Annotated in this window: 15 protein-coding genes; 9 read left to right on the forward strand and 6 right to left on the reverse strand. The window is 62.2% G+C overall.

The genetic code is table 11. The annotated features are described in order from the left end of the window. Positions 1–63: 63 nt before the first annotated feature. The 4 genes from H3028_RS04550 to H3028_RS04565 all read right to left on the reverse strand — a co-directional run bounded on the left by H3028_RS04550 (position 64) and on the right by H3028_RS04565 (position 6,509). Complete coding sequence (locus H3028_RS04550) at positions 64–702, reverse strand: response regulator transcription factor (protein WP_181295861.1); 639 nt, start codon at positions 700–702, stop codon at positions 64–66. 37 nt (positions 703–739) lie between these two features. Further along, positions 740–2,089, reverse strand: coding sequence for a cache domain-containing protein (locus tag H3028_RS04555; RefSeq protein WP_181295862.1), 1,350 nt, complete (start codon positions 2,087–2,089; stop codon positions 740–742). Positions 2,090–2,255: 166 nt separating this feature from the next. Then, complete coding sequence (gene glyA, locus H3028_RS04560; RefSeq protein ID WP_181295863.1) at positions 2,256–3,509, reverse strand: serine hydroxymethyltransferase; 1,254 nt, start codon at positions 3,507–3,509, stop codon at positions 2,256–2,258. 129 nt (positions 3,510–3,638) lie between these two features. Then, positions 3,639–6,509 (reverse strand): EAL domain-containing protein, encoded by a 2,871-nt coding sequence (locus H3028_RS04565; RefSeq protein ID WP_181295864.1) that lies wholly within the window; start codon positions 6,507–6,509, stop codon positions 3,639–3,641. Between the two features lie 315 nt (positions 6,510–6,824). Between H3028_RS04565 and ettA the strand changes: the two genes are divergently transcribed. Then, positions 6,825–8,492, forward strand: coding sequence for an energy-dependent translational throttle protein EttA (gene ettA / locus H3028_RS04570; protein ID WP_181295865.1), 1,668 nt, complete (start codon positions 6,825–6,827; stop codon positions 8,490–8,492). Positions 8,493–8,787: 295 nt separating this feature from the next. On the opposite strand, the gene H3028_RS04575 is transcribed toward ettA, so the two are convergent. Both H3028_RS04575 and gbcA read right to left on the reverse strand, forming a co-directional pair. Further along, positions 8,788–9,414 (reverse strand): gluconokinase, encoded by a 627-nt coding sequence (locus H3028_RS04575; RefSeq protein WP_219919821.1) that lies wholly within the window; start codon positions 9,412–9,414, stop codon positions 8,788–8,790. A gap of 156 nt (positions 9,415–9,570) precedes the next feature. Then, entirely contained in the window at positions 9,571–10,860 is a 1,290-nt protein-coding gene (gene gbcA / locus H3028_RS04580; protein WP_181295866.1) for a glycine-betaine demethylase subunit GbcA, read from the reverse strand. Positions 10,861–11,258: 398 nt separating this feature from the next. Here gbcA and gbcB point away from each other — a divergent pair, with 398 nt between their 5' ends. The 8 genes from gbcB (at position 11,259) to fdhA (ending at position 22,054) form a co-directional block, all read left to right on the forward strand. After that, on the forward strand, positions 11,259–12,359 hold the full coding sequence (gene gbcB, locus H3028_RS04585; RefSeq protein ID WP_181295867.1) for a glycine-betaine demethylase subunit GbcB: 1,101 nt from the start codon (positions 11,259–11,261) through the stop codon (positions 12,357–12,359). Positions 12,360–12,917: 558 nt separating this feature from the next. Next, positions 12,918–14,171 (forward strand): serine hydroxymethyltransferase, encoded by a 1,254-nt coding sequence (gene glyA, locus H3028_RS04590; RefSeq protein ID WP_181295868.1) that lies wholly within the window; start codon positions 12,918–12,920, stop codon positions 14,169–14,171. A gap of 122 nt (positions 14,172–14,293) precedes the next feature. Beyond that, entirely contained in the window at positions 14,294–15,544 is a 1,251-nt protein-coding gene (locus tag H3028_RS04595) for a sarcosine oxidase subunit beta (RefSeq protein ID WP_181295869.1), read from the forward strand. 55 nt (positions 15,545–15,599) lie between these two features. Further along, positions 15,600–15,926 carry a sarcosine oxidase subunit delta gene (locus H3028_RS04600; protein WP_181295870.1) on the forward strand — a complete coding sequence of 109 codons (327 nt, stop codon included), beginning with the start codon at positions 15,600–15,602 and terminating at the stop codon, positions 15,924–15,926. Continuing rightward, complete coding sequence (locus H3028_RS04605) at positions 15,923–18,955, forward strand: sarcosine oxidase subunit alpha (RefSeq protein ID WP_181295871.1); 3,033 nt, start codon at positions 15,923–15,925, stop codon at positions 18,953–18,955. The genes H3028_RS04600 and H3028_RS04605 overlap by 4 nt, the downstream gene beginning before the upstream one ends. A gap of 84 nt (positions 18,956–19,039) precedes the next feature. Then, positions 19,040–19,669 (forward strand): sarcosine oxidase subunit gamma, encoded by a 630-nt coding sequence (locus tag H3028_RS04610; protein WP_181295872.1) that lies wholly within the window; start codon positions 19,040–19,042, stop codon positions 19,667–19,669. Between the two features lie 108 nt (positions 19,670–19,777). After that, positions 19,778–20,635: a formyltetrahydrofolate deformylase gene (locus tag H3028_RS04615; protein ID WP_181295873.1), complete on the forward strand. Its 858-nt coding sequence runs from the start codon at positions 19,778–19,780 to the stop codon at positions 20,633–20,635. Between the two features lie 219 nt (positions 20,636–20,854). Continuing rightward, positions 20,855–22,054 (forward strand): formaldehyde dehydrogenase, glutathione-independent, encoded by a 1,200-nt coding sequence (gene fdhA / locus H3028_RS04620; protein WP_181295874.1) that lies wholly within the window; start codon positions 20,855–20,857, stop codon positions 22,052–22,054. Positions 22,055–22,308: the final 254 nt, after the last annotated feature.

Here is a 22,308-nt window from a genome sequence, read left to right on the forward strand (position 1 = left end):
GCGTCTGCCCAGTCAAATGTCAGCGGCCAAACGGTTATACGACGGAGCGGCGCAGAGAATCCGCTAGTGCTGGCCCGGCGACCAGCCATGCATCATGGCGTGTTTCATCAGGTCCGCGGGCCGATCGATATCGAGCTTGCGGCGAATGCTCAGCCGATGGGTTTCGACCGTGCGCACGCTGATTTGGAGCGCGCGCGCCATGGTCTTGTTGTTGTGACCTTGGGCCAGCATCAACAACACCTCTCGCTCACGTGGGGTCAGCTCACGTTCCTCGGCGCCGCGGCTGGCCAGCTTCTCGGCGATCCCTTCGCTGTAGTAGGTGCCGCCAGCGGCAATGGCTTCGATGGCGACGATGATTTCCCGCGACGGCGCATCCTTGAGCACGTAGCCGCGCGCGCCGACCTTCGCCGAGGTGTTCACGTATTCCTGATTGTCGTACATGCTCAGGATGAGCACGCGAATATCAGGAAACTGCTCGCGCAGGGACTGGGTCAGCTCAAGCCCGTTAACGTCTTTCAGACCAATATCCATCAGCACCACGTCCGCAGGCACCCGGCGCAGCAGCTCGATCGCCTCGGCACCACAGCCGGCTTCTCCCACGACGTCTAGCTCAGGTAGAGCCATAAGCAGCGCACGAATACCATCACGCACCAGCGCGTGATCATCGATGAGTACCACCTTGATGGGATCTTTCGGTTCCATAAGCGAGCCTCTTCTTATTCATCTGTCCCACCCGGACTCAACCGACCTGGGCGGGTAAGGTCACGTCCAGCACCGTGCAGCCGGGAGCCGAGGCCAGGCTAAAACGCCCGCCGAAGTGCTCGACTCGCTCGCGAATATTACGCAGACCGATGCCACCCTTGATGTTGTCGAGCCGACGTGGATTGAAACCGATGCCATCGTCGAGAACGCGCAACCGGACCGCCGCGTCGTCGCCATTCAACGTGATGTGCACCGAACGAGCCGCGGCATGCCGCTCGATATTGGTCAGGGCTTCCTGCAATACGCGAAACAATGCCACGGCGACGGCATCGTCCGGTGTCTCGCCGTCGAGGTCCTCGCTGTATAGCATTTTCAGCCCACTTCGCTGTTCGAACTCCGCCACGAGCTGGCCGATTGCGGCAGGAAGGCCAAGTGTATCCAGCAGCGAGGGATGCAGGTCGTGGGAGATTCGCCGGACTTCCCCGATTGCGCCCGCCAGCCGCTCGACACCGGTATTCAGAGTGGTCAGCGCGTTAGCGTTGCCGCTGGCGAGCTCGTGGCTGGCCAGTTCGAACTGGAACTTGATCGACACCAGCAGCTGGCTGATGCCGTCATGCAACTCTCGGGACACCCGCGAGCGCTCCTCTTCCTGCAAGCTGACGATACGCTGGGTCAGCGCCTGCAGCTTGCGATCCGCCAGTCGACGCTCGCTGACGTTCAGTGTCAGGCCACTGGCGAAGACCAGCAGCACCGCGACGAGGGCCACGCCGGCGATCGCCAGCATGGTGGTGTGGATACCGCCGGATACCTCTTCGCGGACCTTCAGAATCGCCTGATCGACATCCTCGAGATAGAGCCCGGTGCCAAGCATCCAGCCCCAGCGGTCGAGCATCACCACATACGCGAGTTTCGCCGCGAACTGCCCGGACGAGGGTTTCTGCCAGGTATAGCGCTGAAAGCCCTCGCCGCTTTTTGCACTCTGCATCAGTGCCTGGATCACCGGCAGCCCGTTCGGATCGGTCATATTCCACAAGTCCTGCCCCACCAGTTCAGGCTGCCGCGGGTGCATCAGGTTGCGCCCGTTCCGGTCATATACAAAGAAGTAGCCATCGCTGCCAAAGCTGAATCGACTCAATGCTGCGAGCACCTTCTGCTTGGTCTCTTCGTCGTCCAGACCGCTGCCATAAAGCGGCGCAATGATGCTGGTGGCCATCTCTACGTAGTGCTTCAGCTCGGCCTGCTTGCTGGCCAGAATGCTGGCCTCGATCAGCTGTGCCTGCTGCTCGCCAAGCCGCTGGTTCTGCACGATCACCAGCGCACAGACAACCGCCACCGCCAGCAGCAATGGCAGGATACTGAGTGCGGCGATTTTGTGTCTGAGCTGCATCGAGCCTCTTCGGAATGACATGCCCACAAGCGGGGCGTTTGCGAACTTAACCCAGGCGACTTGGCGCGCCCAGTACCTCCACTGCTCTTGCCAACCTAAATCATCAAACTTGGGCAGAAACGAAAAAGCCCGGCAATGGCCGGGCTTTCGCTGCTATTAGGCAATATTACTTCCCGTAAACCGGGAACTTGGCGCAGACGGCTTCCACCTTGGCGCGCACAGCCTCGATCACCGACTCATCACCCATCTTATCGAGGATGTCGCAGATCCAGCCCGCCAGGTCACGGCACTCGGATTCGCCGAAGCCGCGGGTGGTGACGGCCGGGGTGCCGATACGCAAACCGGAGGTGACGAACGGGGAACGCGGGTCGTTCGGCACGCTGTTCTTGTTCACAGTGATGTGCGCATTGCCAAGGGCCGCGTCGGCATCCTTACCGGTGATGTCCTGCTTGATCAGGCTGAGCAGGAACAGATGGTTCTGGGTCCCACCGGACACCACATCGAAGCCGCGCTGGATGAACACCTCGGCCATTGCCTGAGCGTTCTTCACCACCTGCTGCTGGTAGGCCTTGAACTCAGGCTGCAGCGCTTCCTTGAAGCACACCGCCTTGGCCGCGATGACGTGCTCCAGCGGGCCACCCTGGGCACCTGGAAACACGGCAGAGTTCAGCTTCTTTTCGATGTCGGCGTTGGCACGGGCCAGGATCAGGCCACCACGAGGACCGCGCAGGGTCTTGTGGGTGGTGGTGGTCACCACGTCGGCAAACGGCACCGGGTTCGGGTAGACTCCGGCGGCAACCAGGCCGGCCACGTGAGCCATGTCGACGAACAGGTAGGCGCCAACCTTGTCGGCGATTTCGCGGAAGCGGGCGAAATCCAGTTTCTGCGAATAGGCGGAGAAGCCGGCAACGATCATCTTCGGCTTATGCTCAACGGCCAGACGCTCGACTTCGTCATAGTCGATCAGGCCCTGGGAGTTGATGCCGTACTGGACGGCGTTGTACAGCTTGCCTGAAGAAGAGACGCTGGCGCCGTGGGTCAGGTGACCACCGTGGGCCAGGCTCATGCCGAGGATGGTGTCGCCGGCATTGAGCAGGGCCAGATAGACAGCGCTGTTAGCTTGCGAACCGGCGTGCGGCTGGACGTTGGCGTAATCGGCACCGAACAGCTCCTTGGCGCGATCGATGGCCAGCTGTTCGACCACATCGACATGCTCGCAGCCACCGTAGTAACGCTTGCCCGGGTAGCCTTCAGCGTACTTGTTGGTGAGTACCGAACCCTGGGCTTCCATTACCGCCGGGCTGGTGTAGTTCTCCGAGGCGATCAACTCGATGTGGTCTTCCTGGCGCTTGGCTTCCTGCTCCATGGCAGCGAAGAGATCGGCGTCGAAACGGGCGAGGGTCAAATCACGGCTGAACATGGCAGTCCTCTGAGAATCAGCTGGCGGTAAAAAGAGAGGCGCGGATTCTACCTCATCCGCCCGAGTGCGGGTATGAGACGTGATCATGTGCAACATGAAACGGCGCCAGCGCAGCGACAGACTACAAGCCTAGCCAAGCAACGCCTGCAACTGGCTGGCATGAACCGGCCGGCCGAGGAAGAAGCCCTGCACCTCATCGCAGCCATGCTCGCGCAGGAAGTCCAACTGTGCCTGATTTTCCACTCCTTCGGCGATCACCGACAGATTGAGGCTGTGCGCCATCGCAATGATCGCCCGGGCGATCTGCCCGTCCTGCTCGCCCGCCGGCAAGCCATCGACGAAGCTATGATCGATCTTCAGCACGTCAATGGGGAACGCTTTCAGGTAATTCAGCGAGGAGTAACCGGTGCCAAAATCATCGATGGCGATCGAAGGACCGAGTCGCTTAAGCAACTCGAGGGTGCGCATCGCCTCAGCCACATCCTGCATCAGAATGCTCTCCGTCAGCTCCAACTCCAGACAGCTCGGAGGGATGCCGCTGGACGTCAAGATCGCCGCGATGCGCTGACCAAGTCGACCATCGGCGAATTGCCGCGCGGAGAGATTCACCGACACCTTCGGCACGGCCAGTCCCTGCGCCTGCCAGGCGGCGATCTGTCGGCAGGCTTCGCCGAGCACCCAGTCGCCCACCTCGACCACCAGCCCCAGCTCTTCCAGCGCCGGAATGAAGTCGCCCGGCGGCACCAGGCCACGGGCCGGATGCTGCCAGCGCAGCAACACTTCGACACCGGTCAGGGTGCGGCCATCGGCGAGGAACTGCGGCTGGTAATGCAGCACGAACTGCTGCTCATCAAGGGCATGGCGCAGGTCGCTCTCCAGCTCCAGGCGCTCCAGTGCACTGGCGTTCATTTCAGCCTGGTAGAACTGGAAGTTGTTTTTGCCGCGCTCCTTGGCGTAATACATCGCCGTGTCGGCGTTTTTCATCAGCTGGCTGAGGTCATCGCCATCCTGCGGGCTCAGAGCGATGCCGATACTGGCGGTGACGAAAAACTCACGGCCGGAGAGTGTGAACGGCTCGGTCAGGCTGACCAGGATGCGTTCGGCGACGTGGATGGCGCGGCTCAGGGCCTCATCGCGATCGCCGCTGGGGTGCAGCAGAAAGGTGAACTCGTCGCCGCCCATGCGAGCCACCGTATCGCCTTCCCCGACACAGGACGCCAGACGCATGGCGACATCTTTAAGCATCCGATCGCCGGCCGCATGACCGAGCGAGTCGTTGATCGGCTTGAAGCGATCCAGATCGAGGAACATCAGCACTACCCAGCCACCGCGCCGGGCGGCCACCTGCAAGCTACTGTGCAGGCGATCCTGGAACAACGTTCGGTTGGGTAGCTGGGTCAGGCTGTCGTAGTAAGCCAGCCGATGAATGCGTTTCTCGCTGGCTTTGCGCTCGCTCATGTCACTGAAAAAGCAGACATAGCTGACCAGATCGTTCTCGGCGTCGCGCACCGCGGTAATCCCGACCCAACAGGGATAGGTATCGCCATCCTTGCGCTTGAGCCAGAGTTCGCCTTCCCAGGTACCAGCCTGGAGGATCTGGTCGCGCACAAAGGTCATCTGGTTGGCCTGCTGACGATCAGCGCTCAGCGCGGTTGGCAACCTGCCCACTATCTCCTCGCAGCCATAGCCGGTGATGCGCTGGAACGCGGCGTTGACCTGGACGATTCGGCCAGCCGGATCGGTCACCACGATGGCGGCGGTGGAATGATCGAATACCGTCGCCGCGCGGCGCAGCTCCTTTTCCGCTTGGCGCTGCTGGCTGACATCGCGACCGATGCACAGCGCGCCGTCGAAGCGGTTGTTCTCATTCTTGATCAGCATGATGCGCAGTTCGATCGCCACCGCCCGGCCATCGGCGGCAACACAATCGAAGTGCAGCGTCTGCCCCTGCAGGCGCTGGCCGAGCTCGGCCAGCGCTGCCGGGTTGGCTGTGGCCTTGCGCACCTGACGCATCAGGTCGTAAAAGCGTGCGGCCTGGCGCGGCTTCGTCACGACCTGATCGAGACCATGACGCGTGACCCATTCAGGGCCGTAACCCAGCATGGTCTGCACTGAAGGGCTGATGTAATTGATGCGTGCCGAGCTGTCGGTGGTAAAGATCAGGTCCTGTAGGCTATCGGCAAGCAAGCGGTAGCGGCGCTCGCTGTTGCGTAGCGAATGGCTGTACTCCATGTTCGCGGTTACGTCACGAGCCACGCCGATCAGGCGCTTGATCCGGCCCCGATCATCGCGTGACAACAGCTGCTCTCGGATGCTGAACCAGCGCCAGCTACCGTCGCGGTGGCGCCAGCGTAGCAGCGCCTCCTGCCCTGTGACCTCCCTCATCGACCCACGCAGCGCCATCAGACGCCAGATATATTCCTGGTCATCCGGATGGCTGATGCGCTGCCAGAACGCGTTGCTGTCCCCGCCACGTTCCTCTTCGCTGTAGCCCAGACGCGACGCCAGATTGCTGTTGCTGAACAGCAATTTTCCGCTCTGAATGTCCTGCACATAAAGCGTGTCGGGTACGGCTCGCAGCACATCCGACCAGAAGCGCTCGCGTTCGGCCAATGCAGTCTGCGCCGACTGTTCAACGGTCATGTCGCGCATGACCCAGACGAACCCGGAGGGCTGCGCAGCGCCATCGAGGCGCAGCGCCCGGCGGGTCACCGAAAAAATTCGGGTTTCTCCATCCTGCAGCAGTCTCACAGGCTCCAGGTAGATATCGGCATCTGCGTTGCTGGCATCGAAGGCCTGCGGATCGAGCGTAGGCAGCAGTTCCTGCAACCGATAGCGTGACATCTCTCGATTGCTCAGCCCGAACATTCTCCCGGCCTGGCTATTGATATACCGCAGCCGGCCGGAAAAACCAGTGATGAGAATGCGCTCTTCGACCGCATCCAGGGCCGCAATAGAGAAGCGCAGTGCCTGCAGCCGACGAGCAAAAAATCGCAGCATAGGGAAGCCGACACATAGCCGGGCTACGAGCCGGCCAAGCGTGGCGAGCCCTCCCGAACGGGGCACAAGCGACTGAGAGGAATCGATGTCTGCCAAGCGGATCGGACCTTTGTGGCGAGGCAAGAATAGCCAACAGCAGATGCGTGAATAGCGGCAAGAATGCCTGGCGTGAAGGCAAAATGCTATCACCCATAAGCATGACCCTTGGTTTGCCCTGCCTGGAGCATTCCGGTAGCTTTGGCGGACTGTTTGGCCCGTCCGCTGCGACGGGATTCCCACCCTTTCCTTTTTCCTTTGTCGCGGGCATTCGTCTCCATGGCTCAATACGTCTACACCATGCACCGGCTGAGCAAAGTCGTTCCGCCGAAGCGTGAAATTCTCAAGAACATTTCCCTGTCATTCTTTCCCGGCGCCAAGATCGGGGTGCTCGGCCTCAACGGCGCGGGCAAATCGACGCTGTTGCGGATCATGGCCGGCGTCGACAAGGAATTCGACGGCGAAGCCCGGGCGATGCCCGATCTGAATGTAGGCTATCTGCCACAGGAACCGGAACTCGATCCGAGCAAGACCGTTCGGGAAGTCGTCGAAGAAGCCGTCAGCAGCATCAAGGACGCCCAAGCGCGCCTCGATGAGGTCTACGCCGCCTACGCCGAGCCGGATGCCGACTTCGACAAGCTGGCCGCCGAACAGGCCAAACTCGAGGCCATCCTCCAGGCCAGCGACGGCCACAACCTTGAGCGCCAGCTGGAAGTCGCCGCTGACGCCCTGCGCCTGCCGCCGTGGGATGCGAAGGTCGAGCACCTGTCCGGTGGTGAAAAGCGCCGCGTCGCGCTCTGCCGTCTGCTGCTGTCAGCACCGGACATGCTGCTGCTGGACGAACCGACCAACCACCTGGACGCCGACTCGGTTGCGTGGCTGGAGCATTTCCTCCACGACTTCAACGGCACCGTCGTGGCGATCACTCACGACCGCTACTTCCTCGACAACGTCGCCGGCTGGATTCTCGAACTCGACCGCGGCGCGGGTATCCCTTACGAGGGCAACTACTCCGGTTGGCTGGAGGCGAAGTCCAACCGCCTGGCGCAGGAATCCAAGCAGCAGTCGGCCCATGAAAAGGCCATGAAGGAAGAACTGGAGTGGGTGCGCAAAGGCGCCAAGGCCCGCCAGTCCAAGTCGAAGGCACGCCTGCAACGCTTCGAGGAATTGCAGTCGCAGGAATTCCAGAAGCGCAGCGAAACCAACGAGATCTATATCCCGGCCGGCGCACGGTTGGGCGACAAGGTCATCGACTTCAATAACGTAACCAAGGGTTACGGCGACCGCGTCCTCATCGACAACCTCTCGTTCAGCATGCCCAAGGGCGCCATCGTTGGCGTGATTGGCGGCAACGGCGCGGGCAAGTCGACCCTGTTCCGCATGATCATGGGCAAGGAGCAGCCGGATTCGGGCAGCATCGAGATCGGCGATACCGTGCAGGTGGCCTGCGTCGATCAGAGCCGCGAGGACCTGGACGGCAGCAAGACCGTGTGGGAAGCGGTGTCCGACGGCTCGGACATGATCCGCATCGGCAACTACGAGGTCCCGTCGCGCACCTACGTGGGGCGCTTCAACTTCAAGGGCGGCGACCAGCAGAAATTCGTCAAGGACCTTTCCGGCGGTGAGCGCGGCCGCCTGCACCTGGCCCTGACGCTGAAGGAAGGCGCCAACGTACTGCTGCTCGACGAACCCTCCAACGACCTCGACGTGGAAACCCTGCGCTCATTGGAAGAAGCGCTGCTGGATTTCCCCGGTGCCGCCATCGTGATCTCCCACGACCGCTGGTTCCTCGACCGCGTCGCCACCCACATCCTCTCTTATGAGGACAACGGCGATATCGTGTTCTTCGAAGGCAACTACACCGAGTACGAAGCCGATCGCAAGAAGCGCCTGGGGGATGCCGCAGCCCAGCCGCACCGGGTCAAATACAAGAAGCTAGCGCAATAGCAGAACCAAAAACGGCGCCGCACGGCGCCGTCAGGTCACCGACGAACCCCGCCCCTGTGGCGGGGTTTCGTTTTCAAGGAAGGTCGTTTCGTTGGCAGACACGGCTTGCTGATCGTCCTCAGCGTGAGAGCGCAGCCGTTGGGATGCTCCGCGTCCGCCCGGCAATCCGGACGCAGCGCGTCACGCCTGAGCAACACCAGCGACACGGGGCCGCTTTCTTTACGTAAGAAGGCCCACCCCGGCGCTGTGGTTCTGCCTGTTCACCGATCACGCCGTGGTCACCGGAAGGATGCGGCTAGCGCTGTTCGGGTCCTGCTGATCCGCTTCCTGGTGCCAAGGCCTGAACGATCTGCTCGACAATCTCGTCCGGCGTGTTGCGAATATCGACGGTCAGCGCCTCGTCCTCCGTTGGCGGCTCGAGGTTGGCCAGTTGATCGCCCAGCAGCGAAGACGCGAAAAAATGTCCACGGCGGTTGCCAACGCGCTCGGCCAGCACTTCACGGGGGCCGTGCAGAAACACCAGCCTCACGTCCCGGATGCCGCCACGCAGCAATTCGCGATATCGCCGTTTGAGCGCCGAGCAGGCGAACACATGATGCCCGCCCTGACGCGCCTGATTGGCAATCGCTTCGTGCATCGCCTGGAGCCAGGGCTCACGATCGGCATCGGTAAGCGCGATTCCGGCGGCCATCTTCGCCTTGTTGGCAGGTCCGTGATATTCATCAGCATCTGAAAATCCGCACCCCAGACGGCTGGCCAGCTGCTCGCCAATTGTCGTTTTGCCGCTTCCGGACACGCCCATGATGACGACGATCACTTGCACCTCTTCGTTGCAGCCATTCGGGATCGGAGGATGACGCGCGCGTTCGAATACCGCGCCATCACCTGGCGCGGGTGGCCCGCGCTTCCCCACTTCGGTCATATGGGCGTATCGAAGTTCCTCGTCCCGAGGTTTCACAACGTGTCGCGGCGCCTGATCCGATCGGCATCGACAGGAGACCGGTGGCTGTACCCGTGCTGTTGAAAAGGCAGGCGACGCACCCACGCCTGGTGCAGGTGCGCCGAATACCTTATCGGATCATTGGTTGATCTGCCTGAGGTAGGGCGCTGGCGCGGCGCCGAGATTGTGCAGCATGCGCTCGCTGTACCAATCGATGAATTTGACCACGCCGAACTCGTAGGTCTTCGAATAAGGTCCAGGCTGATAGGCGGTAGAATTGATTCCGCGCTGGTTCTCTTCAGCGAGGCGGCGGTCCTGGTCGTTGGTGGCGTCCCAGACCTTGCGCAGGTTTTCCACCGAGTAGTCGACGCCCTCCACCGCGTCCTTGTGCACCAACCATTTGGTGGTGACCCGGGTTTCCTGAGCGCTTACCGGCCACACGGTGAAGACGATGATGTGATCGCCCATGCAGTGGTTCCAGGAATGCGGCAGATGCAGGATGCGCATCGAGCCGAGCTCGGGATTCTTGATCCGCCCCATCAACTTCTTCGAGCCCAGTTGACCGTCCATGGTCATCGACACGGTGCCCTTGAGCAGCGGCATCCGCACGATGCGGTTACGCAGCCCGAAGCTGGCATGGGCGTAGGGAATCTGCTCGGCGTCCCAGGCGGCGGCCGATGCGGCAACATGATCCTTGAATTCCTTGCTGGCGCGCGGATCGGTGACGTCGTCCCATTCCAGCAATGACTTGAGCAGCTCCGGGTGTGCACCATTGCAGTGGTAACACTCACGATTGTTTTCCAGCACCAGCTTCCAGTTGGCCTTCTCCACCAGGGTGCTCTGCACCGCCACCTTGGTGTTCTCCATGTCGTACGGTTCCATGTAGTGCGTCAGGGTGGCCAGGAAATCGTCGATTGCTGGCGGGTTCTCAGCAAGGGAAATGAAGATGTAGCCGCCCGCCGTCTTGCACTGCACGGGCTTTAGACCGTACTGGTTCATGTCGAAGTCGGCGCCCATTTCGGTACCGGCGAACAACAAACGGCCGTCCAGCTCGTAAGTCCATTGGTGATAGGGGCAAACCAGCTTGGCAACCTTGCCCTTGTCGCTGGTGCACAACCGCGAGCCACGATGGCGGCAAACGTTGTGAAAGGCATGCACCACGCCCTCGGCGCCACGGATAACCAGAATCGGGTTGTCGCCGAGCTGCAACGTCAGGAAATTGCCCTTGGCAGGGATCTCGCAAGTCATGCCTGCGATCAGCCACTCCTTATGAAAAATCTCCTGCATATCCAGCTGGAACAGACGCTCATCACTGTAGAACGGCTGCGGAAGGGAAAACGTAGGCTCGCGGGTCTGCAGCATCTCGGCCGTCGCCTTGCGGGCAGGTTCGAGCGGATCGCCCAGACTCAGGGTAAAAGTGGCATCCATCGGTTACTCCTCAAACCGGCCGCGCCCCGGTAGGCGGTTTCGGCTGGCGACAAAAGTGGCTGTACGGCGACGCAAGGCGGTGAGCCAGATGATTTCCATGCCGCTGGAGGCAAAGCGACTCCGGCTCGATCACCTTCCCTGCTCGGCTGCGACCGAGTTTGTCGTGGCGCAGGAGAAAAACCTTATCCATGGGCGACAGAGGCACATCCGTTTCCGACGCCAGAACGCGGCTATGAGCTGGCTGGTCGCGATAAGCATGCCGATGTCGCGGATAGGTAAGTGGGCACCAGGAGCGTTGCGCACAATTCTGCGCCATAAGGGGCCATGCATAATTATAGTCGCGGCCCTGCAGACGGGCCTGGAAGGGCCGTAGTAGCCAGCGCGCAATCGAGGTGAGCATGTCCAGCAATTTCCTCAATCCGGTCAATACCCAGACATGGACCAACGGCCGCCATCTGGTGCGCTGCGTAAAGGTGATCCAGGAAACCTGGGATGTGCGCACCTTCTGCTTCATGTCCGATCAGCCGATCATGTTCTTTTTCAAGCCAGGCCAGTTCGTCACCCTGGAACTGGAGATCGAAGGGCAGCAGGTGATGCGCTCGTACACCATCGCCAGCTCGCCCTCGGTGCCCTACAGCTTTTCGGTGACGATCAAGCGCATCCCCGGCGGCAAGGTCTCCAACTGGCTGCACGACAACCTCACCGAAGGCGACCAGCTGCCGGTACACGGCCCGGTCGGGCTGTTCAACGCCATCGACTTCCCCACGGATAAGGTCCTGTTTCTTTCCGGTGGCGTTGGCATCACACCGGTGATGTCGATGGCGCGTTGGTTCTTCGATACCAACGCCAATGTCGATATGGCCTTCGTACACAGCGCGCGCTCGCCGAAGGACATCATCTTCCACCGCGAGCTGGAACACATGGCCTCGCGGGTCAACAACTTCAGCCTGCATATCATCTGTGAGCGCCATGGCATGGGCGAAGCCTGGGCCGGTTACCGCGGCTACCTCAACCAGCGCATGCTGGAGCTGATTGCCCCGGATTTTGCCGAGCGGGAGATCTTCTGCTGCGGGCCGACTCCGTATATGAACGCGATCAAGCGACTGCTAACCGTCAATGGCTTCGACATGCAGCGCTATCACGAAGAATCCTTCGGCGCGACCCCGGCAGACATACGCGAAGACGCTCAAGAACTGGCCGAGCTGGCCGCCGGCGCACCCGATGTGCCGCTCGCAGACCTCAATCAGGTGGAATTCACCGCGACCGGCAAGAGCATCCGTGTCGGCCCAGGAGACACCGTCCACTCGGCTGCCGCGCAGCTCGGCCTGCATATTCCCAAGGCTTGCGGCATGGGCATCTGCGGCACTTGCAAGGTAATGAAGACCGCTGGCGAAGTGGCCATGGAGCACAACGGCGGCATCACTGATGAAGACGTTGCGGAAGGCTACATCCTGTCGTGCTGCAGCGTACCCAAGGGCGACGTGGTCATCGATTATTGAATCGCCCAATCCCCACATGCCCGGCTGCCCTAGCCAGCCGGGCACGCTTCCGATCCGCCTTGTGGCAGCCGTCGACCCGCCAGCCGTGGGCCTCAGCCGCAAACAACGGCCTTGCGGCGCCGTTCGTGACTGAGACGTGAAGCCTCATCTACGTTCGGCGTATGCGGATTCATTGAGGACAGGCCTGTTCTCAATCGCTGATTGAACGCCTGCTTTGCGAGCAAGCTCGCTCCTACGAAAGCCATGCCAGTTTGGACCCGTGGAGTGGCTTCAGCTGAGAAGCGGCGTCACGACCAACTCCCGGCTGAAGCCGTTCCCAACGTCGAATTATGCGATTCACGCGGAGGGGGAACGCCTACCCGCTGGCGCGCCCCTGGCGGGTCTGAGTGAGGCGTCCGCACGCCGATTCCGATAACGACGAAGCATGTCGCAAACGAACTCTCACGAGGCGCAGGCAGGCATCTTCCCGGCAAGGCCCGGCCATACCATCGCATCCAGACAGACAGACCAAGGCCTTCACCGAGGCGAGTGGCGCATCCGCGCCTTTAGGAGATCGAGATGTTCAGCAAACAAGACCAAATCCAAGGCTACGACGATGAACTCCTGGCTGCGATGAATGCCGAGGAGGCTCGTCAGGAGCACCACATCGAGCTGATCGCCTCGGAGAACTACACCAGCCAGCGCGTGATGCAGGCCCAGGGCAGCGGACTGACCAACAAGTACGCCGAAGGCTATCCGGGCAAGCGCTACTACGGCGGCTGCGAGCACGTCGACAAAGTGGAACAGCTGGCCATCGACCGCGCCAAGCAGCTGTTTGGAGCCGACTACGCCAACGTCCAGCCGCACTCCGGCTCCTCGGCAAACAGCGCGGTGTACCTGGCGCTGCTGCAACCTGGCGATACCATTCTCGGCATGAGCCTGGCCCATGGCGGCCACCTCACCCATGGCGCCAAGGTCAGCTCGTCCGGCAAGCTGTACAACGCGGTGCAATACGGTATCGATACCGACACCGGCCTGATCAACTACGACGAGGTCGAGCGCCTGGCGGTCGAATGCAAGCCGAAGATGATCGTCGCCGGCTTCTCGGCCTACTCGAAAACTCTGGATTTCCCGCGCTTCCGTGCCATCGCCGACAAGGTAGGCGCGCTGTTGTTCGTCGACATGGCTCATGTTGCGGGGCTGGTGGCGGCAGGCCTGTATCCCAACCCGATTCCCTTTGCCGACGTGGTCACCACCACCACCCACAAGACCCTGCGCGGTCCGCGTGGCGGCCTGATCCTGGCCAAGGCCAATCCCGAGATCGAAAAGAAGCTCAACGCCGCGGTGTTCCCCGGTGCCCAAGGCGGCCCGTTGATGCATGTGATCGCCGGCAAGGCAGTGTGCTTCAAGGAGGCGCTGGAACCTGGCTTCAAGGAATACCAGCAGCAGGTGATCAACAACGCCCAGGCCATGGCCAAGGTGTTTATCGAGCGCGGCTTCGATGTGGTCTCCGGCGGCACCGACAACCACCTGTTCTTGGTCAGCCTGATCAAGCAGGGCATTACCGGCAAGGATGCCGACGCCGCCCTCGGGCGCGCCGGCATCACCGTCAACAAAAACGCCGTGCCCAACGATCCGCAGTCGCCCTTCGTCACCTCCGGGCTGCGCATCGGCACGCCGGCCATTACCACGCGTGGTTTCAAGGAAGCCCAGAGCATCGAGCTCGCTGGCTGGATCTGCGACATCCTCGACCACCTAGGCGATGACGACGTGGAGGCGCAGGTGGCCCGACAGGCCGCCGGATTGTGCGCTGATTATCCGGTGTACCGCTGATTCGTAGGGTGGAAGACGCTGTTTCCTTCCACCGCAAACCGGTGGATCGATAACCGGCGATCCACTTTGCGAGTCGCATTGCGTCACCGCTTCGAGGCGGTCGTTTTTCAGGAGCATTCTACATGCAACGTTATTCCGGCTTCGGCCTGCTCAAGCACTCCTTCAGCCATCATGAAAACTGGCAGCGCATGTGGCGCAATCCCACGCCCAAACCGGTGTACGACGTGGTCATCGTCGGCGCCGGCGGCCATGGCTTGGCCACTGCTTATTACCTGGCGAAAGAGTTCGGCGTGAAAAACGTCGCGGTGATCGAGAAGGGCTGGCTGGGTGGCGGGAACACCGCGCGCAACACCACCATCGTGCGTTCCAACTATCTGTGGGACGAATCGGCGCAGCTCTACGAGCATGCAATGAAACTGTGGGAAGGCCTGTCCCAGGACATCAACTACAACGTCATGTTCTCCCAGCGCGGTGTGTTCAACCTCGGTCACACCCTGCAGGATATGCGCGACATCGAGCGTCGGGTCAGCGCCAACCGCCTCAACGGTGTCGACGGTGAAGTGGTCGACGCCAAGCAGGTGGCGGAGATGATCCCCTACCTGGACTGCTCGAAGAACACCCGCTATCCGATTCTCGGCGCCTCGCTACAGCGCCGCGGCGGCGTCGCCCGTCACGACGCAGTGGCCTGGGGCTATGCCCGCGCCGCCGATGCCATGGGCGTCGACCTGATCCAGCAAACCGAAGTGACCGGCTTCCGCAAGGAAAACGGCGTTTGCATCGGCGTGGAGACCAATAAAGGCTTCATCGGCGGCAAGCGTGTTGGCGTGGTCACGGCCGGTAATTCCGGGCATATGGCCAAGCTCGCCGGCTTTCGCCTGCCGCTCGAGTCCCACCCGCTGCAGGCCCTGGTATCCGAGCCGATCAAGCCGATCATCGACACCGTGATTATGTCCAACGCGGTGCATGGCTACATCAGCCAGTCGGACAAGGGCGACCTGGTCATCGGCGCCGGCATCGACGGCTACAACGGCTACGGCCAGCGCGGCTCCTACCCCACCATCGAACATACCCTGCAGGCCATCGTTGAGATGTTCCCGGTGCTCTCGCGGGTGCGCATGAACCGCCAGTGGGGCGGGATCGTCGACACCACCCCGGACGCCTGCCCGATCATCGCCAAGACTCCGGTGAAGAACCTGTTCTTCAACTGCGGCTGGGGTACCGGAGGCTTCAAGGCTACCCCGGGTTCGGGTCATGTGTTCGCCGCCAGCCTGGCCAAGGGCGAGATGCACCCGTTGGCCAAGGCGTTCTCCATCGAGCGTTTCCACAACGGCGCCTTGATCGACGAACACGGGGCGGCCGGGGTCGCGCACTGATTTTGGCCCCCTCTCCCGGCGGGAGAGGGAGGATGGTTTTCTGGAGGTACCGAGCATGCTGCATATCTTCTGCCCTCACTGTGGCGAACTGCGTTCCGAAGAAGAGTTCCACGCCGGCGGCCAGGCGCACATCCCGCGCCCGCTCGACCCGAACGCCTGCACCGACGAGGAGTGGGGCGATTACCTGTTCTTCCGCGACAACCCGCGCGGCATCCACCATGAGCTGTGGATTCACGCGGCGGGCTGCCGCCAGTACTTCAACGTCACCCGTCATACGGTGAGCTACGAAATTCTCGAAACCTACAAGATCGGCGAGCGGCCCAATGTGACTGAGGCTCCGCTCGCTGCGAAGAAGGCTGTCGACCAAGGAGTAACGGCATGAGCCAGGTCAATCGTCTTTCCCAGGGCGGTCGTATCGACCGCAGCCAGCCCCTGACCTTCAGCTTCAACGGCGAAACCTATCAGGGCTTCGCCGGTGACACCCTGGCCGCCGCGCTGCTGGCCAACGGTGTCGATGTGGTCGGCCGCAGCTTCAAGTACTCGCGACCACGCGGCATAGTCGCCGCCGGCGCCGAGGAACCCAATGCCGTGCTGCAGATCGGCGGCAGCGAAGCCACACAGATCCCCAACGTGCGCGCTACCCAGCAAGCGCTTTACGCCGGCCTGACCGCCAACAGCGTGAACGGCTGGCCGAGCGTCAACACCGACCTGATGGGCATTCTCGGCAAAGTCGGCGGTGGCATGATGCCGCCCGGCTTCTACTACAAAACCTTCATGTACCCGCAGAATCTGTGGCTGACTTACGAGAAGTACATTCGTAAGGCCGCAGGCCTGGGCCGCGCGCCCAAGGAAAACGACCCGGACAGCTACGACTACCTGAACCAGCACTGCGACGTATTGGTGGTCGGCGCTGGCCCGGCCGGCCTGGCCGCGGCCCTGGCTGCCGGACGCAGTGGCGCACGGGTAATTTTGGCCGACGAACAGGAAGAGTTCGGCGGCAGCCTGCTCGCCACCCGCGAGACCCTCGACGGCAAGCCCGCCGCCGACTGGGCCACCAAGGTCATCGCCGAGCTGGAGAACATGCCGGAAGTGACCCTGTTGCCGCGCGCTACCGTGAACGGCTACCACGACCACAACTTTCTCACCATCCACCAGCGCCTGACCGACCATCTCGGTGAAGTAGCGCCCATGGGGCCACTCGGTCAAAGACTCGTACGCCAGCGCATGCACCGCGTACGCGCCAAGCGCGTGGTACTGGCCACCGGCGCCCACGAGCGCCCACTGGTCTATTCGAACAACGACGTGCCGGGCAACATGCTCGCCGATGCGGTATCCACCTATGTGCGCCGCTACGGCGTGGCGCCAGGTCGTCAGCTGGTGTTGTCGACCAATAACGATTACGCCTACCGTGTGGTACTCGACTGGCTCGACGCGGGCCATCAGGTGGTCGCGGTCGCCGATGCGCGCAGCAATCCACGCGGTGCCTGGGTCGAGGAAGCGCGTCGGCGCGGCGTGCGCGTTCTCTCCGGCAGCGCAGTGGTCGAAGCGCGCGGCAGCAAGCGGGTCACGGGTGCACGCATCTGCGCCATCGATCTTGCCAGCCATAAAGTCACCAGCTCCGGCGAAGTGATCGACTGCGACCTGATCGTCAGCTCCGGCGGCTACAGCCCGGTGGTCCACCTGGCCTCGCACCTTGGTGGCCGTCCGACCTGGCGTGACGACATTCTCGCCTTCGTCCCCGGCGAAGGCTTCCAAAAGCGCCTCTGCGCCGGCGCGGTGAATGGCGTGTTCGCCCTCGGCGACACCCTCGCCGACGGCTTCGAGGCCGGCGCCATGGCCGCCGCGGAGACTGGCTTCAAGGCGGTCTCCGGCACCCTGCCGAAGGTAGAGCAACGCATCGAGGAAGCTACCGTCGCGCTGTTCGAAGTGCCCCACGACAAACCCACGGCGCGTGCACCCAAGCAGTTCGTCGACCTGCAAAACGACGTCACTGCCGCCGGCATCAAGCTGGCCACGCATGAAGGCTTCGAGTCGGTCGAGCACGTCAAGCGCTATACCGCGCTGGGCTTCGGCACCGATCAGGGCAAGATGGGCAATATCAACGGTCTGGCCATCGCCGCCCATTCGATGGGTATCAGCATCGCGCAGATGGGCACCACCATGTTCCGCCCGAACTACACCCCGGTGACCTTCGGCGCCCTCGCCGGCCGTCACTGCGGTGAGCTGTTCGAGGCCAAGCGCTACACCGCCATGCACAAGTGGCACCTGGAGAACGGCGCCGAGTTCGAGGACGTCGGCCAGTGGAAGCGTCCCTGGTACTTTCCCAAGCAGGGTGAAGACCTGCACGCCGCCGTGGCCCGCGAGTGCCTGGCCGTGCGCAACGCGGTGGGCATCCTCGACGCCTCGACCCTAGGCAAGATCGATATCCAGGGTCCGGATGCACGCGAATTCCTCAACCGCGTCTATACAAACGCCTGGACCAAGCTCGACGTGGGCAAGGCGCGCTACGGGCTGATGTGCAAGGAAGACGGCATGGTCTTCGACGACGGCGTAACAGCCTGTCTGGCCGACAACCACTTCCTGATGACCACCACCACTGGCGGTGCCGCGCGGGTGATGGAATGGCTGGAGATCTACCATCAGACCGAGTGGCCGGATCTGAAGGTGTACTTCACCTCGGTTACCGACCACTGGGCAACCATGACCCTGTCCGGTCCCAACAGCCGCAAACTACTGGCTGAGCTCACCGATATCGATCTGAGTAAGGAAGCCTTCCCGTTCATGGCTTGGAAGGAAGGTCAGGTCGGCGGCGTGCCGGCTCGGGTGTTCCGTATCTCCTTCACCGGTGAGCTGAGCTACGAAGTCAACGTCCAGGCTGACTATGCCTTGGGCGTCTGGGAAAAAATCATCGAAGCCGGCAAGAAGCACGGCCTGACGCCTTACGGCACCGAGACCATGCACGTACTGCGCGCCGAGAAGGGCTTCATCATCGTTGGCCAGGACACAGACGGCTCGGTCACCCCGGACGACCTGAACATGGGCTGGTGCGTCGGTCGCACCAAACCCTTCTCCTGGATCGGCTGGCGCGGCATGAACCGCGAGGACTGCCTTCGCGAAAACCGCAAGCAGCTGGTCGGCCTCAAGCCGCTGGATCCGACCAAGGTGCTGCCGGAAGGCGCGCAGCTTGTGTTCGACCCGAACCAGACGATTCCGATGACCATGGTCGGTCACGTCACCTCCAGCTACGCGAGTGCGGCGATGGGTTACGGTTTCGCCATGGCGCTGGTCAAGGGCGGCCTCAAGCGCATCGGCGAACGGGTATTCGCGCCGCTGGTGGATGGCAGCGTCGTAGAGGCCGAAATTGTCAGCTCGGTGTTCTACGACCCTAAGGGCGAGCGGCAGAACGTTTGAGGCGAGCGTGAGGCTGGCGCGTGCCCCTCACGCTCGACCGACCCAGAATTCAACGGCGCCTTTGCGGCGCCAGGCAGGTGAACCATGACCGCAGTGAACGTCTACAAACAACGCCCGGACAATCTCGAGGGGCAATCGCCGCTGCACCACGCCGGTCTCGCCGAGCTGGTCGGCAAAGGTCGCGGCGGCGCCGGCATACGCCTGCGCGAAAAGAAGCTGCGCGGTCACCTGACCCTGCGCGGCGACGCCGAGGATCCGGCCTTCGCCAAGGGTGTACACGAGGCCCTCGGGCTTGAATTACCCGTCGCGCTGACGCTGGTAGCCGAAGGCGAAACCTCCCTGCAGTGGACGGGCCCGGATGAATGGTTGCTGGTCGTCCCGCAGGGCGAGGAATTCGCCACTGAACGGCGGCTGCGCGACGCCTTGGCGGGGCAGCACATCCAGGTGGTCAATGTCAGCGGCGGGCAGATCCTGCTCGAACTCAGCGGGGAAAAGGTCCGCGAGCTGCTGATGAAGTCGACCTCCTACGACGTGCATCCGAGCAACTTCCCGGTGGGCAAGGCGGTGGGCACCCATTTCGCCAAGAGCCAGCTGGTGATCCGCCACACCGCCGAAGATGTTTGGGAGCTGGTAGTGCGGCGCAGCTTTGCCGACTACATCTGGCTATGGCTGCAGGACGCCAGTGCCGAGTACGGGCTGGCAATCGAGGCGTGAACGTAGGGTGGACGACGCCTTTTTCGTCCACCGTGGTACAGCAAAGGTGGATGGGTGAAGCGTCAGCCACGCGCCCCACCCTACGCCCGCTCAGACTGGGAGATAAACATGAGCCGCACGCCCGATACCTGGATTCTCACCGCACACAGCCCGAGCCTGCTTGGCACGGTCGACGTGGTGACACGCTATCTGTTCGAGCAGAGTTGTTACGTCACCGAGCACCACAGCTTCGATGATCGCCTGGTCAGCCGTTTCTTTATCCGGGTCGAATTTCGCGCACCCGCCGGCTTCGACGAGGGGAGTTTCCGGGCCGGGTTGATCGACCGTGCCGCGCCGTTCGACATGCATACCGAGCTGACACCCCCAGGCTACCGGCCCAAGGTAGTGATCATGGTTTCCAAGTCCGATCACTGCTTGAACGACCTGCTCTATCGTCAGCGCATCGGCCAGTTGCCGATGGATATCGCCGCCGTGGTCTCCAATCACCCGGACCTCGAGCCCTTGGCGCGCTGGCATGCCATCCCCTACTACCATTTTCCGCTCGATCCTCAGGACAAGCCGGCGCAAGAGCGCAAGGTGCTACAGGTGATCGAGGACAGCGGCGCGGAACTGGTGATCCTGGCGCGCTACATGCAGGTTCTCTCACCCGAGCTGTGCCGCACCCTGGACGGCCGAGCCATCAACATTCACCACTCGCTGCTGCCCGGGTTCAAGGGCGCGAAACCCTACCACCAGGCGTACCAGAAGGGCGTCAAGCTGGTCGGCGCCACCGCGCACTTCATCAACAACGACCTCGACGAAGGCCCGATCATTGCCCAGGGCGTCGAGCCAGTGGACCACACCCACTACCCCGAGGACCTGATCGCCAAGGGCCGTGACATCGAATGCCTGACTCTGGCCAAGGCGGTCGGCTATTTCCTCGAACGACGCGTGTTCCTTCACGCCAACCGAACGGTGGTGTTGTAACCCCGATAGCACTTCGCATTTTTAGGAGCCAGCCTGCTGCAATCAAGCCACCAGAGGATCGCCAGCAAGCTGGCTCCAGAAGCACGGCATACGCCCTAACCATAAAAGCGGCTTGGCAATGCGTTCGGCAAGCCAGCCAGGCGGCAACTGACAGCTCCACTACAAGCCCGCGCGGCCTCCGCCGCGCCTTGTATTCACAAAAACAAAGGAGAAAGGCAGATGGCTGATAATCGTGGCGTCGTTTACCTCGGCGCAGGCAAGGTCGAAGTGCAGAGCATCGACTATCCCAAGATGCAGGACCCGCGTGGGCGCAAGATCGAGCATGGCGTGATTCTGCGCGTCGTTTCCACAAACATCTGCGGCTCGGACCAGCACATGGTTCGCGGACGCACCACCGCCCAGACCGGCCTGGTACTCGGCCACGAAATCACCGGCGAGGTGATCGAGAAAGGCAGCGACGTCGAAAACCTGCAACTCGGTGATCTGGTCTCGGTACCGTTCAACGTCGCCTGTGGCCGTTGCCGCAGCTGTAAGGAAATGCACACCGGCGTTTGCTTGACCGTCAACCCGGCGCGCCCCGGCGGTGCATACGGTTACGTCGACATGGGAGACTGGACCGGCGGCCAGGCCGAGTACGTGCTAGTGCCTTACGCCGACTTCAATCTGCTCAAACTGCCGGACCGCGACAAGGCGATGGAGAAGATCCGCGACCTGACCTGCCTTTCCGACATCCTACCCACCGGTTACCACGGTGCGGTCACCGCCGGGGTCGGCCCCGGCAGCACAGTTTATATCGCTGGCGCCGGTCCAGTCGGTCTCGCGGCGGCCGCCTCGGCGCGTCTGCTCGGTGCCGCGGTAGTGATCGTCGGCGACGTCAATCCCGTGCGTCTGGCCCATGCCAAGGCCCAGGGTTTCGAGATCGCCGACCTGTCCCAGGACACCCCACTGCACGAACAGGTGGCCGCCCTGCTGGGTGAGCCGGAAGTTGACTGTGCCGTCGATTGCGTGGGCTTCGAGGCTCGCGGCCATGGTCACAGCGGCGTGCAGCACGAGGCGCCGGCTACCGTGCTCAACTCACTGATGGGCGTGGTACGGGTCGCCGGCAAGATCGGTATCCCTGGCCTCTACGTTACCGAAGATCCCGGTGCGGTGGATGCCGCGGCGAAGATGGGCAGCCTGAGCATCCGCTTCGGCCTGGGCTGGGCCAAATCCCATAGTTTCCACACTGGCCAGACCCCGGTAATGAAGTACAACCGCGCCCTGATGCAGGCGATCATGTGGGATCGGATCAACATCGCCGAAGTGGTCGGCGTACAGGTGATCAGCCTGGACGAGGCACCCAAGGGTTACGGCGAGTTCGATGCCGGCGTGCCGAAGAAATTCGTCATCGACCCGCACCGGATGTTCAGCGCCGCCTGAACGGGAATGTGAGCTACATCATTGCGTGTGGCGGTGGCAAACTCACCTAGCCTCCGGATGCCAATGTTGGAGCTTTCCGACTCCCCTTCGAGTTGAAGACGAACCCGCCGCTCTGGCGGGTTTCGTTTTTTCAAAAGCTGCTTTGTGCGCTCCGCCTTGTGACCCGTCCATGGTTCATCGACAGGCCTAAGTCAGCATTCGCCGCGGGTCGCGCCTCCCACGACAAGTGGCCCGGCTTAGGCTTGGCAGGGTGT

Source organism: Pseudomonas sp. Q2-TVG4-2, from assembly GCF_013620795.1.
Lineage (GTDB): Bacteria > Pseudomonadota > Gammaproteobacteria > Pseudomonadales > Pseudomonadaceae > Stutzerimonas.

What these genes read in the sequence shown, in the direction of transcription:
- H3028_RS04550 (WP_181295861.1), bottom strand. Translation starts at nt 702, where the DNA reads ATGGAACCGAAAGATCCCATCAAGGTGGTACTCATCGATGATCACGCG.
- H3028_RS04555 (WP_181295862.1), bottom strand. Translation starts at nt 2,089, where the DNA reads ATGCAGCTCAGACACAAAATCGCCGCACTCAGTATCCTGCCATTGCTG.
- glyA (WP_181295863.1), bottom strand. Translation starts at nt 3,509, where the DNA reads ATGTTCAGCCGTGATTTGACCCTCGCCCGTTTCGACGCCGATCTCTTC.
- H3028_RS04565 (WP_181295864.1), bottom strand. Translation starts at nt 6,509, where the DNA reads ATGCTGCGATTTTTTGCTCGTCGGCTGCAGGCACTGCGCTTCTCTATT.
- ettA (WP_181295865.1), top strand. Translation starts at nt 6,825, where the DNA reads ATGGCTCAATACGTCTACACCATGCACCGGCTGAGCAAAGTCGTTCCG.
- H3028_RS04575 (WP_219919821.1), bottom strand. Translation starts at nt 9,414, where the DNA reads ATGACCGAAGTGGGGAAGCGCGGGCCACCCGCGCCAGGTGATGGCGCG.
- gbcA (WP_181295866.1), bottom strand. Translation starts at nt 10,860, where the DNA reads ATGGATGCCACTTTTACCCTGAGTCTGGGCGATCCGCTCGAACCTGCC.
- gbcB (WP_181295867.1), top strand. Translation starts at nt 11,259, where the DNA reads ATGTCCAGCAATTTCCTCAATCCGGTCAATACCCAGACATGGACCAAC.
- glyA (WP_181295868.1), top strand. Translation starts at nt 12,918, where the DNA reads ATGTTCAGCAAACAAGACCAAATCCAAGGCTACGACGATGAACTCCTG.
- H3028_RS04595 (WP_181295869.1), top strand. Translation starts at nt 14,294, where the DNA reads ATGCAACGTTATTCCGGCTTCGGCCTGCTCAAGCACTCCTTCAGCCAT.
- H3028_RS04600 (WP_181295870.1), top strand. Translation starts at nt 15,600, where the DNA reads ATGCTGCATATCTTCTGCCCTCACTGTGGCGAACTGCGTTCCGAAGAA.
- H3028_RS04605 (WP_181295871.1), top strand. Translation starts at nt 15,923, where the DNA reads ATGAGCCAGGTCAATCGTCTTTCCCAGGGCGGTCGTATCGACCGCAGC.
- H3028_RS04610 (WP_181295872.1), top strand. Translation starts at nt 19,040, where the DNA reads ATGACCGCAGTGAACGTCTACAAACAACGCCCGGACAATCTCGAGGGG.
- H3028_RS04615 (WP_181295873.1), top strand. Translation starts at nt 19,778, where the DNA reads ATGAGCCGCACGCCCGATACCTGGATTCTCACCGCACACAGCCCGAGC.
- fdhA (WP_181295874.1), top strand. Translation starts at nt 20,855, where the DNA reads ATGGCTGATAATCGTGGCGTCGTTTACCTCGGCGCAGGCAAGGTCGAA.